The organism is Bradyrhizobium sp. USDA 4473 (genome assembly GCF_054063335.1).
The window spans coordinates 6,041,756-6,055,959 of sequence record NZ_JBSSGE010000001.1 but is presented as its reverse complement, the minus strand read 5'-3'; the positions used below and the strand labels follow the sequence as shown (position 1 = coordinate 6,055,959).

16 protein-coding genes are annotated in these 14,204 nt (G+C 66.5%); 11 read left to right on the top strand and 5 right to left on the bottom strand.

The genetic code is table 11. The annotated features are described in order from the left end of the window. Positions 1-15: 15 nt before the first annotated feature. Together recJ and ACVW17_RS28690 are read left to right on the top strand one after the other, a co-directional pair. A complete protein-coding gene (gene recJ / locus ACVW17_RS28695) occupies positions 16-1,857 on the top strand; it encodes a single-stranded-DNA-specific exonuclease RecJ (protein ID WP_456754990.1) in 1,842 nt (613 codons plus the stop codon). An 18-nt stretch (positions 1,858-1,875) separates the two neighbouring features. Next, entirely contained in the window at positions 1,876-2,688 is an 813-nt protein-coding gene (locus ACVW17_RS28690) for a glucose 1-dehydrogenase (protein WP_456754989.1), read from the top strand. 102 nt (positions 2,689-2,790) lie between these two features. Here ACVW17_RS28690 and ACVW17_RS28685 read toward each other — a convergent pair whose 3' ends face one another. Together ACVW17_RS28685 and ACVW17_RS28680 are read right to left on the bottom strand one after the other, a co-directional pair. Further along, on the bottom strand, positions 2,791-4,023 hold the full coding sequence (locus tag ACVW17_RS28685) for a lytic murein transglycosylase (protein ID WP_456754988.1): 1,233 nt from the start codon (positions 4,021-4,023) through the stop codon (positions 2,791-2,793). Positions 4,024-4,078: 55 nt separating this feature from the next. Further along, positions 4,079-4,651 (bottom strand): MarR family winged helix-turn-helix transcriptional regulator, encoded by a 573-nt coding sequence (locus ACVW17_RS28680; protein WP_456754987.1) that lies wholly within the window; start codon positions 4,649-4,651, stop codon positions 4,079-4,081. An 83-nt stretch (positions 4,652-4,734) separates the two neighbouring features. Here ACVW17_RS28680 and ACVW17_RS28675 point away from each other — a divergent pair, with 83 nt between their 5' ends. The 4 genes from ACVW17_RS28675 (at position 4,735) to ACVW17_RS28660 (ending at position 7,365) form a co-directional block, all read left to right on the top strand. Then, complete coding sequence (locus ACVW17_RS28675; RefSeq protein WP_456798153.1) at positions 4,735-5,214, top strand: carboxymuconolactone decarboxylase family protein; 480 nt, start codon at positions 4,735-4,737, stop codon at positions 5,212-5,214. A gap of 42 nt (positions 5,215-5,256) precedes the next feature. Then, a complete protein-coding gene (locus ACVW17_RS28670) occupies positions 5,257-5,763 on the top strand; it encodes a cupin domain-containing protein (protein ID WP_456754985.1) in 507 nt (168 codons plus the stop codon). A 114-nt stretch (positions 5,764-5,877) separates the two neighbouring features. After that, on the top strand, positions 5,878-6,771 hold the full coding sequence (locus tag ACVW17_RS28665; RefSeq protein WP_456754984.1) for a dihydrodipicolinate synthase family protein: 894 nt from the start codon (positions 5,878-5,880) through the stop codon (positions 6,769-6,771). A gap of 171 nt (positions 6,772-6,942) precedes the next feature. After that, entirely contained in the window at positions 6,943-7,365 is a 423-nt protein-coding gene (locus ACVW17_RS28660) for a chorismate mutase (protein ID WP_456754983.1), read from the top strand. Here the strand turns inward: ACVW17_RS28660 and ACVW17_RS28655 are convergent, their stop codons facing one another. The 3 genes from ACVW17_RS28655 to ACVW17_RS28645 all read right to left on the bottom strand — a co-directional run bounded on the left by ACVW17_RS28655 (position 7,366) and on the right by ACVW17_RS28645 (position 10,262). Then, on the bottom strand, positions 7,366-8,949 hold the full coding sequence (locus ACVW17_RS28655; protein ID WP_456754982.1) for a M23 family peptidase: 1,584 nt from the start codon (positions 8,947-8,949) through the stop codon (positions 7,366-7,368). Positions 8,950-8,986: 37 nt separating this feature from the next. Next, the gene (gene efp, locus ACVW17_RS28650; RefSeq protein ID WP_456754981.1) at positions 8,987-9,553 is read right to left on the bottom strand and encodes an elongation factor P; all 567 of its coding nucleotides are present in this window, start codon (positions 9,551-9,553) and stop codon (positions 8,987-8,989) included. Positions 9,554-9,803: 250 nt separating this feature from the next. After that, entirely contained in the window at positions 9,804-10,262 is a 459-nt protein-coding gene (locus tag ACVW17_RS28645; protein ID WP_456754980.1) for a MarR family winged helix-turn-helix transcriptional regulator, read from the bottom strand. 102 nt (positions 10,263-10,364) lie between these two features. On the opposite strand from ACVW17_RS28645, the gene ACVW17_RS28640 reads away from it, so the two are divergent. From ACVW17_RS28640 to ACVW17_RS28620, 5 genes are all read left to right on the top strand, one after another. Continuing rightward, on the top strand, positions 10,365-11,306 hold the full coding sequence (locus tag ACVW17_RS28640) for a quinone oxidoreductase family protein (protein WP_456754979.1): 942 nt from the start codon (positions 10,365-10,367) through the stop codon (positions 11,304-11,306). Positions 11,307-11,496: 190 nt separating this feature from the next. After that, the gene (gene epmA / locus ACVW17_RS28635) at positions 11,497-12,549 is read left to right on the top strand and encodes an EF-P lysine aminoacylase EpmA (protein WP_456754978.1); all 1,053 of its coding nucleotides are present in this window, start codon (positions 11,497-11,499) and stop codon (positions 12,547-12,549) included. Next, entirely contained in the window at positions 12,546-13,637 is a 1,092-nt protein-coding gene (locus ACVW17_RS28630; RefSeq protein WP_456754977.1) for a lysine-2,3-aminomutase-like protein, read from the top strand. The genes epmA and ACVW17_RS28630 overlap by 4 nt, the downstream gene beginning before the upstream one ends. Continuing rightward, a complete protein-coding gene (locus ACVW17_RS28625; RefSeq protein WP_456798152.1) occupies positions 13,606-13,857 on the top strand; it encodes a hypothetical protein in 252 nt (83 codons plus the stop codon). Before ACVW17_RS28630 ends, ACVW17_RS28625 begins: the two co-directional genes overlap by 32 nt. 22 nt (positions 13,858-13,879) lie before the next feature. After that, the gene (locus ACVW17_RS28620) at positions 13,880-14,161 is read left to right on the top strand and encodes a hypothetical protein (RefSeq protein WP_456754976.1); all 282 of its coding nucleotides are present in this window, start codon (positions 13,880-13,882) and stop codon (positions 14,159-14,161) included. The last annotated feature ends 43 nt before the right edge of the window (positions 14,162-14,204 follow it).

Genomic DNA, 14,204 nt, shown 5'->3' with positions numbered 1-14,204 from the left:
GATTGGAAAGGAATCATGACGCTCCACGCAGCCGTACTGCCCGTCGAGCCGCCACAGGCGTTTCTCGGTGTGACGCGGTCGCTGACCGGAAAGCTCTGGCGCGACCGGCTGGATGCGCGCGGGGCGGCGCGGGCGCTCGCGATCGTGCAGCGGCACAATCTGCCGGAAATGCTGGCGCGGGTGCTGGCGGGCCGCGATGTCGCGATCGATGAGGTCGCCGACGTCCTCGACCCGACCATCCGCAAGCTGATGCCGGATCCGCACACGGTCACGGAGATGGAGACTGCCGCCCGGCGCATCGCGGATGCCGCAATGCGCGGCGAGAAGGTCGCGATCTTCGGCGACTATGACGTCGACGGCGCGACCTCTGCGGCGCTTTTGACCTGGCATCTGCGCCACTGCGGGCTCGACCCGCTGATCCACATTCCCGACCGCATTTTCGAAGGCTACGGGCCGAACGTCGACGCCGTGCGCGCGCTCGCGGCCAAGGGCGCGACGCTGCTCGTCACGGTCGATTGCGGCACCACCAGCATCGAGCCGCTCGCCGAAGCCAAGAAGCTCGGGATGTCGGTCGTGGTGATCGATCATCACCAGACCGGCGACGAACTTCCCGAGGTCGAGGCGCTGGTGAATCCGAACCGGCCCGACGATCTCTCCGGGCTCGGCCATCTCGCCGCCGTGGGCCTCGTGTTCGTGACCCTCGTCGCCGTGAACCGCGAGCTGCGCCGGCGCGGCTTCTGGACCGGCGAGATGCCGGAGCCGGACCTGCTCAGCGTGCTGCATCACGTCGCGCTCGGCACCGTCGCCGACGTCGCGCCGCTGATCGGGCTCAACCGCGCCTTCGTCGCCAAGGGCCTGATCGCGATGCGCCGCCGCGACCATGTCGGCCACACCGCGCTGATGGATGTGGCGCGGCTCAATGGCCCGCCGGAGGCCTGGCATCTCGGCTTCATGCTGGGGCCGCGCATCAATGCCGGCGGCCGCATCGGGCGCGCCGATCTCGGCGTGCGGCTGCTGCTCGAGGGCGATGTCTCGGAGGCGGCGCGGATCGCGGCCGAGCTCGACCGCCTCAATGCCGAGCGACGCGTGATCGAGCAGGCGGCCGAGGCGCAGGCCGAAGCCGAGGCGCTGGCCGCGCTCGGGCTCGAGGACAAGGGCGCCGTCATCGTCACCGCGGCGGAAGGCTGGCACCCCGGCGTGGTCGGGCTGGTCGCCGCGCGGCTGAAGGAGAAGTTCGCGCGTCCGGCATTTGCGATCGCGCTCGAGCCCGGTGGCATCGGCACCGGATCGGGCCGCTCGATCGGCGGCGTCGATCTCGGCAAGGCGGTGCGGCAGGCGGTGCATGACGGCCTCTTGATGAAAGGCGGCGGGCACGCGATGGCGGCCGGCGTCACTCTGCGCAAGGAGAGGCTTGCCGAATTCCGCGCCTACATGGAAAGCGCGCTGGCGGAGGACGTCGCCAACTCGCGGCACGAGAACGAGCTGTTCATCGATGGCGCGGTGACCGCGCGCGCGGTGACGCCGGAATTCGCCGCGACGCTCAATCGCGCCGGTCCATTCGGGGCCGCCAATCCCGAGCCGGTGATCGCGCTGCCGTCGCATCAGCTTGTTTATGCGGACGAGGTCGGGCAGGCGCATTTGCGGCTGCGCTTCAAGTCTGGCGACGGATCGATCGTCAACGGTATCGCATTCCGCTCGGTCGGACAGAAGCTCGGCAGCGCCTTGACGCAAAATCGCGGTCAGCAATTGCACGTGGCGGGCTCTCTTGCAGTCGACCGTTGGCAAGGCACCGAACGTGTGCAATTCCGTGTCCTCGACGTCGCGGTACCGGATCAGGGCCCGACGGTGATCAAATAAGAAACGTTGGGAGAGGACATGTCAGGACAGGTTGAAGGCAAGGTCGCGCTGGTCACCGGCGGCGCGTCGGGGATCGGCGAGGCCATTGTCGAACTGCTCGCGCAGGAAGGCGCGATCGTCGTTGCGACCGATATCGACGAATTGAGGGGACCGGAGCTCGCCGCGCGGCTCACGAAGGCCGGGCGCAAGGTGAGCTTCCTGCCGCAGGACGTCACCAGTGAGGAGCGCTGGATTGAGGTCGTCGCTGAGATCGGCAAGCGCCACGGCCGCCTCGACATCATGGTCTCGAACGCCGGCATCGGCATCGGCGCGCCCTCGATCGTCGAGATGTCGCTCGCCGACTGGCGCCGGCAAACCGCGATCAATCTCGACGGCGTGTTCCTGTCGGTGAAGCATTCGCTGCCGCTGATGCGTAAAACTGGGGGCGGCTCCATCATCATGATGTCCTCGCTGGCGGGCCTGCGTGGCGCGGCGACGCTGTCCGGCTACAGCGCGACAAAAGGCGCGGTGCGGCTGTTCGCCAAGTCGATCGCGATGGAGTGCGCGCAGGTGAACGACGGCATCCGCGTCAACTCGGTGCATCCCGGCATCATCGACACGCCGATCTGGGGCAAGATCCCGACCGGTGCCACCGGCGCCGGCCAGAACGCGCCGATCGATCCGGAAGAGCGGGCCAGGTTCGCGACGCCGCTCGGCCGCGCCGGCCAGGCGATCGAGATCGCGCAGGGCGTGCTCTACCTCGCCTCGGACGCGTCGCGCTACGTCACCGGCAGCGAACTCGTGATCGACGGCGGCATGAATGCCGGCGGCGTGGTGCGGCAGCCGCAATAGTCTCCGTCATTGCGAGGAGCGAAGCGACGAAGCAATCCATTGTCCAGCATACGCGGAGAGATGGATTGCTTCGCTGCGCTCGCAATGACGGCGAGGGGCTACCTAGCCACCCTGCCTTAGCCGCGCCAGCACCTTGAGCCCGCCGTAGCCATCGGCGGGCAGCAGGCCCATCTTGATCTGGTAATCCTTGATCGCCTTCATGGTGTCGTTGCCGACGCGGCCGTCGGTGCCGCCGGTGTCGAAGCCGGCCTTGGTCAGCCGGGTCTGCATCTCCTGCACTTCGGCCAACGTCAACGCGCGCTCGGAGCCCGGGAAGGGCTGGATGAACGGCGGGCCGCCGAGACAGCGATCGCCGAGATGGCAGATCGCCAGCGCGTAATTCATCGACGGGTTGTAGCTCTTCACCGAGTTGAAGTTCGGGCCGAGCAGGAAGGCCGGGCCGCCCGCGACCGGAATCCAGAGCTGCGCCGATGAGTTCGGCTGCGGAAAGGGCTGGCCGTCGGCTCTGACGACACCGGCGCTGGTCCACGCTGCGTAGGTGCGGCTGCCGCTGGCGCCGCCGGGCGCGCGGACCTCGTAGCCCCAATGCTCGCCGCGGTGCCACTTGCCGCGATTGACCAGATATTTCGCGGTCGAACCCAGCGCATCGTCGGGCCGGCCGAACGGCGAGACCTTGCCGTCGCCGTCATAATCGAAGCCGACATTGAGCCAGACCTCCGGCATCCACTGCGAATGACCCATCGCGCCGGCCCAGGAGCCGTTCATCTCCTCCGGCGTGCTCCAGCCTCGCTGCACGATCTTCATCGCGTTGATCAGCTCGGTCTCCCAATAGGCCTTGCGGCGCGGCTCGTTCCAGGCGAGCGCGGCGAGCGAGGGAAACACCGGCGTCATGTGGTTCTGCTGCACCAGCGGATCGCCATAGGCCGACTCGACGCCCCACAGCGCGAGCAGCGTGCCGCGCTCGACGCCGAAGTCGCGCTCGATGCGGCCGAACAGCGCGTCGTTCTTCTTCAGCGCCTCGCGGCCGTGAATGATGCGCCAGTCGGAGACGCGGCGGTTGATGTACTGCCAGATCTGCTCGTGGAATTCCGGCTGGTTGCGCATCTGCTTGAACACGCTCATGTCGGGCTCGACCCGTGCCATGCAGCGATTCCAGGTCGCCTCCGAGATGCCTTTTGCCAGCGCGCGGGCGCGGAAATTGTCGCGCCACTGATCGAAGCCGGGAGGTGCCGCTGCGAGCGCGCCGAGCGGATTGGCAAGCGTGACGCCAGCGGCGAGCGCCGCCTTGAGGACGGTACGACGGGCAGGGGACTTCAAAGAATCAGGCTGTTTCATGGGGCCAGTGTAGCGGCGGCCATGGGGTGAGCCAAAAGCCATGCCGCCGCAGGAGTTATGTATCCTGCAGATCTGTGGCGATTTTTGACAGCCATTGCCGGACAATTTGCTCCGATTTGGCGTCGAGGCCGGCGGCGAGCCGGCGCTCCTGCGCCTGAGCGATATGGCGGCATTTCTCCAGCAGCGTGGTTCCATGGCTGGTCAGCGTCCATTGCAGCACCCGGCCGTGGACCGGGTGCGGCGTCTTGCGGATCGCGCCGTCGCGCTCGAGGTTGCGGATGATCACGCTCACGGTCTGCGGCGTCAGCAGCGCGACCCGCGCCAGATCGGCGCCTGATAATCCCGGATAGGCCTTCAGCATCGTGAGCACAACGAATTGCGGCGAGGTGACGCCGAGTTCGGCGAGCCCGCGCTCCATCGACAGCCGCGAGGCGGCGTGCGCCTGGCGCAGCAGATAGGCCAGATAACCCTGTTCGCCGCGCTTGCCCTCGCCGGGCGGCGGGATCGATGGGACAGGCAGGGCGGCTGCGGCCGATCCTGTTCCGATCGGAGCCTTGCCGGCCGCCGTGCTCCCGGCAGGCCGCCGTCCGGCAACGCCTGACTTCCCGCGTTTCTGCATTCCCACCATGTTGCCTTCGCCAATGTCCGCGTCTTGCTCAATAGCAGAGCTCTGATAATATGTCAGTACACTGATAACGTAAGGCCAGGCCAATGTCACATGCCCGCAAGGAATACACCGACTTCGAGAAGCTTGCCCCTGACGTGTTCGCCGCGGCGCGTGCGCTCGGCCAGTTCGCAGCGAAGGCCGGCCTGGACAAGCAGCTGCTGGAGCTCGTCAAGCTCCGCGCCTCGCAGATCAACGGCTGTGCCTTCTGCGTGCAGTATCACATCCTGCAGGGCGAAAGCCTCGGCGTGCCCGTCGACAAGCTGAACCTCGTGGTGGTGTGGCGCGAGGCGCCGCAATTCTCGGCCCGCGAGCGCGCCGCGCTGGCCTGGACCGAGGCGCTGACCACCATGCCGAACGGCGTCAGCGACGACGTGTATGCGCAGGTCGCCGCAGAATTCTCCGAGCAGGAGCTGACCTATCTGACGTCGGCGATCGCATCGATCAATGTCTGGAACCGGTTCGGCGCAGCCTATCGCTGGACGCCGCCGCCGCGCCGGCAGAGCGCGAACGCGACAGCTTCATAAGGTCGAGACCGATCAAACGGCAATAACAGGGGAGACGACCCGATGGCTCCGATGACAGTGACACCCTTTCTTCCATTCGCACGGCTGCCGCGCCCGGTTGCGCTGGCCGTCGCCGCTGGACTTGCCTCGGCCTGCCTGATCGGCAAGGCGCTGCCGACCCCGATGGATGCGATCTCGGCGGTGATCGCGCCGCTCTGCGCCAGCGCCAATGCGGCGTCGCCGCTCGACAAGGTCGAGGTTATCACCTCGCACGCGCTGCCGAACGTGGCTGGCAAGCGCGTCACGGTGGTGCGCGTGTTCTATGGTCCGGGCGGCTTCACGCCGCCGCATCGCCATTCCGGCTCGGTGACGGCTTATATCACCAAGGGCGAGATCCGCTCCCAGCTCGGCGGCGGGCCGGTCGAGACCTTCAAGGTCGGCCAGTCCTTCTTCGAGCCGCCGGGCTCGACCCACATGGTCTCGGCCAATGCCAGCACCACGGAGCCGGCGGAGCTGATCGCGATGTTCGTGGCGGATGAGGGCGCGCAGCTGACCACGATGCTGGAATAGCGCACTGGACCAGTTTGGTGCCGAGCTCGCGTGAAAGTGGACCTTGCGCGCGAGGCGGCGCGTGGATTGATTACACGACAGCTGCAGCAACGGTTGCCGACGAAGGACAAATCGATGATCAGTCTGAAGGGGCTCTCCGCCTTCCCGATAACGCCGTCGAACCGCGACGGCCGGGTCGATGTTGGCGCGCTGCGCGCGTTGCTCGAACCGCTAATTGCGGCGAAGGTGGATTCGGTCGGGCTGCTCGGAAGCACCGGTTCATATCCGTATTTCAGCCGCGGCGAGCGGCGGCGTGCCGTCGAGGCGGCGACAGCGTTGGCTGCCGGCAGGATGCCGATCCTGGTCGGCATCGGCGCGCTGCGCACCGACGACGCGGTGCGGCTGGCGCAGGATGCGCGCGACGCCGGCGCAACCGCGGGTCTGTTGGCGGCGGTGTCCTACACGCCTCTGACCGACGATGAGGTATTTGAGCATTTTCAAACCGTGGCGCGCGAGAGCGGATTGCCGATCTGCATCTATGACAATCCCGGCACCACCCATTTTCGATTCACGCCGGCTCTGATCGGCCGCTTGGGTCGTGTCGATGGAATCGTCGCGGTGAAGAGCCCTGCGCTGGATGCCTCGACCATTGCGGATCATCTGAAGGAGTTGCGCGCTGTCGTTCCCAGCGGCGTTGCGCTGGGTTACAGCGCCGACTGGAATTGCACCGAGGCGCTGTTGGCAGGTGGCGACACCTGGTACAGCGTTCTCGCCGGTATCCTGCCGCGGATCTGCGTGGAGATCGTGCGCGCCGCGACGAGCGGCGATGCGGCCCGGGCGCGGCAACTCGATGCGCGCTTGCTGCCGATCTGGGATTTGTTCAAGACACATTCGAGCCTGCGCGTCGTCTACGCGATCGCCAATCTCAGAGGGATTTGCGCCGCCGAGCCGCCGCGTCCGATCCTGCCGCTGCCCGCTTCTGCCCAGACGAGGGTCAAGGAGACCTTGGCCGCAATGGACGTCAGCTGATCGTGACGATGTGACGGCGCGCGGCCGAACCGTCGTCGCCCTTCGATCCCGGCAGCGCGCACAGCGTCACGACGAGCGGGCGGATTCCGCGTCGCCCATCGGTAGCGTGGCTTCCATCGGCGTGCAAAATCGGCATAACAATCGCAAGGCATACTGGCTGGGAGGTGTCCGATGCGATTGCTGGTGTTTCTGTTGATGCTGCTCGTCCCTGCGATGGCCTCGGCCGAGGAACCCGCAACCGATACAGCGGCGCTGTGGGGCAGCCCGACAGTCGACAATGGCAAATGTTGCAAGACGCTCAGTGAGGTGCGCGGCAACATCGACCGGCTCGACCGCGAGATCGTGCGCCTGATGGCCGAGCGCGGCCGCTACGTGCATGAAGCCGCGCGCTTCAAGGCCAACCCGGCGCAGGTCGAGGCGCCGGAGCGCGCCGAAGCGGTGGTGAAGAAGGCGATGGCGCTCGCGGAAGCGGACGGGTTGTCGCCCAAGGTCGCCGAGGCCGCCTATCGCGCGATGGTCCACGCCTTCATCGATTATGAGCAGGGCGTCTTCGCAGCGGCAGCAGCACGCGGTGAAGCGCCGTGGAAGAAATAGCTAATTGCCGCCGCCTTCCTGGGTGTCGATGCGATGCACGACGTCGTCGGGCAGGGCATGGGCCACGGCGGCGGCAGGTCCGGGCTCCGGTCCGATCTCGCGGCCGCGGCCGCGGATCAGCCGCTCATAGGCCGATACCAGCGTGGTGTAGGGATTGACCCACAGCCAGCCGTCGCGCGTGAACACCTGCACGTCGAAATGCAGATGCCGCGACGTGCCGTTGGGATGGTCGAGATAGTTCGAGACCACGCCGATCCTCTCGCCCTCGCTGACACGACGTCCGTTGAGCAGGCCGTCGGCATCCATCACCGACGGGTTCATGTGCATGTAGCGGAAGCGGACATGCTCGGTGCGGGTGTTGACCTGCAACGTCGCGGCCTGTTGCTGCGTCGAGCGGATCACGACGCTGTCGCGCGCCGCGACCACCGCCTGCTGCCTGGGGTCGCAGCCGTCCTTGCTGTCGGCCGGACATGCACCCGGTCTGATGTCCTGGCCCTGGTGGCCGTAGCCGCTGGCGCATTGGCCGACCTCGAAGCTGCGCGCCTCGCAGAAATTGTCCTGCCAGGGATATTCGTCGACGGTCGCGCCCGCCCTGCGCCTCGCGAAGGATTGCGAATGCGCGAAGGCCGGCGCCTTCTCCAGCGGAAAGCGGATCTGCGAATAGACCGTGAAATCGGCGTGACCGCCTTGCCTGCGCCCGCCGCTGCCCGCGACGATGTCGCCGCTCGGGAGGTAGGTGAAGTCGGCCGACTGCGCGCGCGGCCGCTCGGCGATCTCTGAGGCGATGTCGCGGCGCGGCTGTGACGGCTGCCCGCCGGCGATGCGCAGGGCCTTCAGGAAGCGTTCGGCGACCGGCGCGGCCTCGCGGCACGCCAGCCGCTTCGCCCGCGGTGCGCTGTCGAGGCACTGGATCGAGACGACATAGGGAATCCCGAAACGGGTGAAGGCGTAACGGAGATAGCCTTCGCGGATGAAGCGGCGAACATCCGGAAACTGCGCGGCCAGCGTCTTGGCCGGTTCGCCCTTGCCGCCGAGCCGGTCGGCAAGGTCATAGACCAGCATCGAGCCCGAGATCTGCACCTCGACCGGCTTTGCGAACGTCCGCGGCGGCATGCCGTCGCCGGCACCGGGGGCGAGCGAGAACACTGCGTCATAGCCGGACCCGCCGGCATGGAAGACGTCGGCTGCGCTGAAATCGGCCTGATAGCGCGTGACCGGGAAAATGCCCGGCGTCCCGCTTTGCCGTGCGTCGAGATAGCTTGCGGGATCGAGCGGCAGCAGCACGGGGATCGGGCTGCGCGCGATGCCGGGAAAGAGTTCTGACGTCGCCGCGTTCAGCTGCACCAGCGCAGGCGTTGCGCGCGGATCGGAGGCGGGGACGCGGCGCTGGCCGGCGAAGGTGAAGTTCGTCGCGATCGCCGGGCGGGACGTGATCTCCTGCCGGAGCTGGTCAATCACGGCACGCCATTCGACCCGCATGACCGAGATCGAGGGCGTTCGGAATTCGTCGGCACGGGCGCCGGGAGGAGGCAAGAGCAGGGCTGCAAGCCAGCAACTGATGAAGCTGACCACCTTCCTGTTCACCGCACCCCCCGGTTCGAATCTCCTGCGAGACTAGCGCTCAATCCTTGGCGCGTTCAACGTAGGAACCGTCTTCGGTCATCACCACGATGCGCGTTCCGGTGGACACGTGCGGCGGCACGCCGGTGCGAATGCCGTTGGAGAGCACCGCGGGCTTGTAGGACGACGAGGCGGTCTGGCCCTTGGTGACCGGCTCGGTCTCGACCACTTCCAGCGTCACGCGCTGCGGCAGCTGGATCGCGACCGGATTGCCGTCGTGCATCGACAGCTTCACGGTCATGTTCTCCTGCAGATACGGCGCAGACGAGCCCACGATCTCCTTGGAGACCTGGACCTGGTCGTAATTGTCGTTGTTCATGAAGTGGAAGCCGTCGGCGTCCTCGTAGAGGTAGTTGTAATTGTGGTCCTCGACGGTGGCCTTCTCGACCTGGTCGGTGGTCTTGTAGCGCTCGGAGACCTTCACGCCGTCGCCGATGCGGCGCATTTCGATCTGGCTGACCGGGGTGCCCTTGCCGGGATGAATGTTCTCGGCGGACAAGACCACATAGAGCTTGCCGTCCTGCTCGATGACATTGCCCTTGCGGATGGAACTGGCGATGACTTTCAAAGGTGTTTTCCTGAATTTGAGAACGTGAGGATGCCAACCGGTTCGGCAGCGCCTCGGCCGTGGCGGCGATTTCGGGCCGCAACATACTGATTTATCCCCGAGATGCCAGTCTTTTGCGGCTGTTTTCGGCCGGTTGGGAACGTCTATTCCGCGACAATCGGGCCGGTTTCGTTGTGGGATTGCGCGGCGGGCTGTGCGAAAACTGCACCAGAAGACTGCCGCTGAGCTCCAGAGCATCGGCTCGCCGTTCTCAGAGCGCTTTGCCCATTCCATCGGCGCGTGACGTTGCAAGCGCATCGGCATAGCGGCGAAGTGATTGCGCGAGATCGGCGATCTCGCGTTCAGACCAGCCGGACAGGGCGCGACGGGCGAGCCGCTCGCGGGCTTCGTCGATTTGCCGCGCCATCGCTCGGCCCGATGCCGTCGGACGCAAATCGCGCTGGCGGCCGTCTGTCTGGCGGGGCTGTCGCTCCATGAGTCCGAGTTGCACGAGCTTGGCGATCTGGCGGCTGACGGTGCTGTGGTCGCGGCCGACGCGGCCAGCGAGTTCGACCACACTGATCGGACCTAGCCGCTCCGTCAGCACGAGAAGCGGGAATAAGGCCCGGTCCAGCTTTATGTGCGCTTCCCGCATCAGCACCTCGTCCCGATCGGGCCGGTTGATGAAGGCGACGACGTCGAGGACGGCATCATGAAGCTTGGAAAGCAAGGCGCTACTCGGTGCATTATGCACGGATATTGACTCCGGGCTGAGATGGATTTAATCCGTTCATCATACACGGATGTCAAACAATCGAAAGGCCGTCGCTCCATGAAAGCAGCCGTCGTCGAGCAGGCCGGTCATCTGCCGGTCTACACCGATTTCGCCGAGCCTGTCGCTCAGCCGGGGGACGTTGTGGTGCAGGTGACGGCGTCCGCGCTGAGCCAATTCGCCCGCGGCCGCGCGGCCGGCGTGCACTACAGCGCGACGGGCGGGGTTCCGTTTGTCGCCGGCGTCGACGGGGTGGGCCGGCTTGAAGACGGGAGGCGAGTCTACTTCCTTCTGCCCCGCGCCCCGTTCGGCGCCATGGCTGAGCGCACGGTCGTACCCGATGGACGATGGGCGCCGCTGCCCGACGATTTGGATGAGATCATGGCTGCCGTCCTCGCCAACCCGGGCATGTCATCTTGGGCGGCGCTGACCGAACGAGCCAAACTGGGCCGCGGCGAAACCGTGCTCATCAATGGCGCAACCGGCGCGGCCGGCCGGCTCGCAGTCAAGATCGCACGTCATCTCGGCGCGGCCCGGGTGATCGCAACGGGCCGCAACGCCGAGGTGCTCCACACCCTCGGCGCCGACGCGGTAGTGCCGTTGCGCCAGGATGAAGACGCGATCGAAGCCGCCCTCCGCCGGCATTTCGCAGAGGGGGTCGATGTCGTCCTCGATTATCTTTGGGGAACAAGTGCGCGCTCGCTTCTTGTCGCTGGCGCTAACGCGGCGCCAGCCGGGATCCCGATCCGCTTCGTTCAGATTGGAGCCGCCGCGGGGCCAGAGATCGCGCTGCCTGCAACGGTGCTTCGCTCCTCCGCGATCGAGATAAAGGGGAGCGGCCTCGGAAGCGTCGGCCTTCCCCGGCTCATGGCTGCGATCGATGGCGTTCTTCGAGCGGCCGCGGCTGCAGGCCTAACGCTCGACCACCACGCCGTTCCGCTTGCCGAGGTGTCCAGCCATTGGAGGACCGTCGGGCAGCGGATCGTCTTTCTGCCGCACTGAAGTGCGGGCGCGCGCCAGATGGACAAGGCCGCTGTCTTTCGACATGAAGGAGCAGCCGTCGCTCCGCCGGTCCGGGATCGAGCATCATGTTGGTCGTCAATTCTTTGGATATCAATGGCTTGCGCTTATGTTCTGAGCCGACATGCAGGGTGCTTCATGCCGCTTCGATGGTGTCGGAGGTGGGGCTGATATGACCGGACCGGAACAGACCTCGCCCTGGTGGGCGCCGCAGCGCTACACCGACCGGCGGCCGTTCCTGCAGGCGCGGACCGCGATCACGCGCGCGCTCCGGGCCTGGTTCGAGGAGCAGGGATTTGCCGAGGTCGAGACCGCCGTCCTGCAGGTCTCGCCGGGCAACGAGACCCATCTGCACGCGCCCCGGACCGAGCTCAGCCAGGCCGATGGCTCGCGGGCGACGCGCTATCTGCGGACTTCTCCGGAGTTCGCCTGCAAGAAGCTGCTCGCGGCCGGCGAGCCGAAGATCTACGAGTTCGCGCGGGTGTTCCGCGATCGCGAGCGCGGCGACCTGCATCTGCCCGAATTCACCATGCTGGAATGGTACCGCGCCAATGCCGGCTATGACGCCATCATGGCCGACACGATCGTCGTGATCGCGCATGCGGCGCAGGCGACCGGGATCGGGCGGTTTTGCTTCCGCGGCAGGATCGCCGATCCCTTTGCCGAGCCGGAGCTGCTGACGGTCGCGGCAAGCTTCGAGCGCTTCGCCGGCATTGATCTCCTGGCGACGATTTCGGGCGGCGAGGGCGATCGCGCGGCGCTGGCGGCGGCCGCGCACCAGCGGGTGCGGATTGCCGACGACGACACCTGGTCGGATATCTTCAGCAAGGTGCTGGTCGAGCATGTCGAGCCCAACCTGGGACAGGGCCGACTGACCGTGCTGTTCGAATATCCGTCGCCGGAGGCTGCGCTGGCACGCACCAAGGCGGGCGAACCGCGCGTCGCCGAGCGCTTCGAGGTCTATGCCTGCGGCGTCGAGCTCGCCAACGGCTTTGGCGAGTTGACCGATGCCGCCGAGCAGCGCCATCGTTTCACCGCAGCGATGGACGAGAAGGCCCGCCGTTACGGCGAGCGCTATCCGCTCGACGACGATTTCCTTGCCGCGGTCGGCCGGATGCCGGAGGCGAGCGGCGTCGCGCTCGGCTTCGACCGGCTGGTGATGCTGGCGAGCGGCGCGCCGCGAATTGATCAGGTGATCTGGACACCGCCTGCAGGAGAGCCATGAACAGGATCGATCCCAAACTGGCGGCGACGCTGCGACAGCCGCGCGAGCTGGTCGATGCCGGTCTCGCGCCAGCCTCGGCGCTCGCTGCGCTCGAGCAGGTGGCCGCGCGCTACGCGGTCGCGGTGACGCCGGAACTTGCCGCACTGATCGATCCGGACGATGCCAACGATCCGATCGCGCGGCAGTTCATCCCGAGCGCGGACGAACTCATGGAGCAACCGGGCGAGAACGCCGACCCGATCGGCGACGATGCGCATTCGCCGGTCCCGGGGATCGTGCATCGCTATCCGGATCGGGTGTTGTTCAAGCTGGTCCATGTCTGCGCGGTCTATTGCCGGTTTTGTTTCCGGCGCGAAATGGTCGGGCCGGGCAAGGCCTCGGCCTTGTCCGACGATGCCTATCGCGCGGGCCTCGATTACATTCGCAGCCATCCGGAGATCTGGGAGGTCATCCTGACCGGCGGCGATCCCTTGATGCTGTCGCCGCGCCGGCTGACCGAGATCATGGCCGATCTCGCTGCCATCGATCATGTGAAGGTCATCCGCATCCACACCCGCGTCCCGGTCGCCGATCCCGGCCGCATCAATGCCGAGATGATCGCGGCGCTGCGGGTCGAGGGCGCGACGACCTGGATTGCGATCCACGCCAACCATCCGCGTGAACTCGGCGCCAATGCGCGCGCCGCGTGCGCGCGGCTTACCGACGCCGGCATCCCGTTGGTGAGCCAGTCGGTCTTGCTGCGCGGCGTCAATGATGATGCTGCGACGCTCGAGGCGCTGATGCGCGCCCTCGTCGAGTGCCGGATCAAGCCATACTACCTGCATCACGGCGATCTGGCGCCCGGCACAGGGCATCTGCGCACCACGATCGAAGCCGGGCAGGAGTTGATGCGGACGTTGCGCGGACGCGTCTCCGGACTGTGTCAGCCGGAATATGTCCTCGACATTCCCGGCGGCCACGGCAAGGCGCCGATCGGCCCGGCCTATTTGTCGCAGCCGGCTTCCCGCGAATGTGAAGATTCCGCGGAACGGCGCTACCGTGTCGTCGATTATTGCGGTGACGTTCATCTTTATCCGCCGCAATCTTGAGGCGGATATGAGCGGGGCCGGGGACGGTCGGCAGGAGCCGCCCGAGGACGAGGGCAACCGCGGCATCGAAAATGCTGTGATGTTCGGCTTCTTTGCGGTGCTGGTTGCCGTGGGAATCTGGCTCCTTGGCACCATGGCCGATATACGGAAAGTCCAGGATTGCGCAGCGCAGGGGCGACGCAACTGTGCTACCGTCGAGTTGCCGGAACGGGCGCGATAGGGTTGAGAAGCGGAGACGCGAGATGCGGAAGACAGTGTTGTTGATGGCTCTGATGATGGTTGCGGCCGGAGCGCCCCAGCTTGGAATGTCCCAGATTGGAATCTCCCAAGCCTGGGCGCAGCAGCAGGGCGGATCGTCCTCCATGCAGAAGAATTCGGGGGTGCCGGAAGCGCCGATCGGACATCGTCAGCCGCGCCGCGGCGACGTCGGCACTGAGAAGAATATCAGCGATCCGAACAGCCAGGCCAACAAGGAAGACGCCGCGCTCGACAAGAAGATCAAGAGCATCTGCCGCGGCTGTTAATCGGCGCAGTACGCCGGCGGAGCGCGACAGCCGCCCCGCCGGC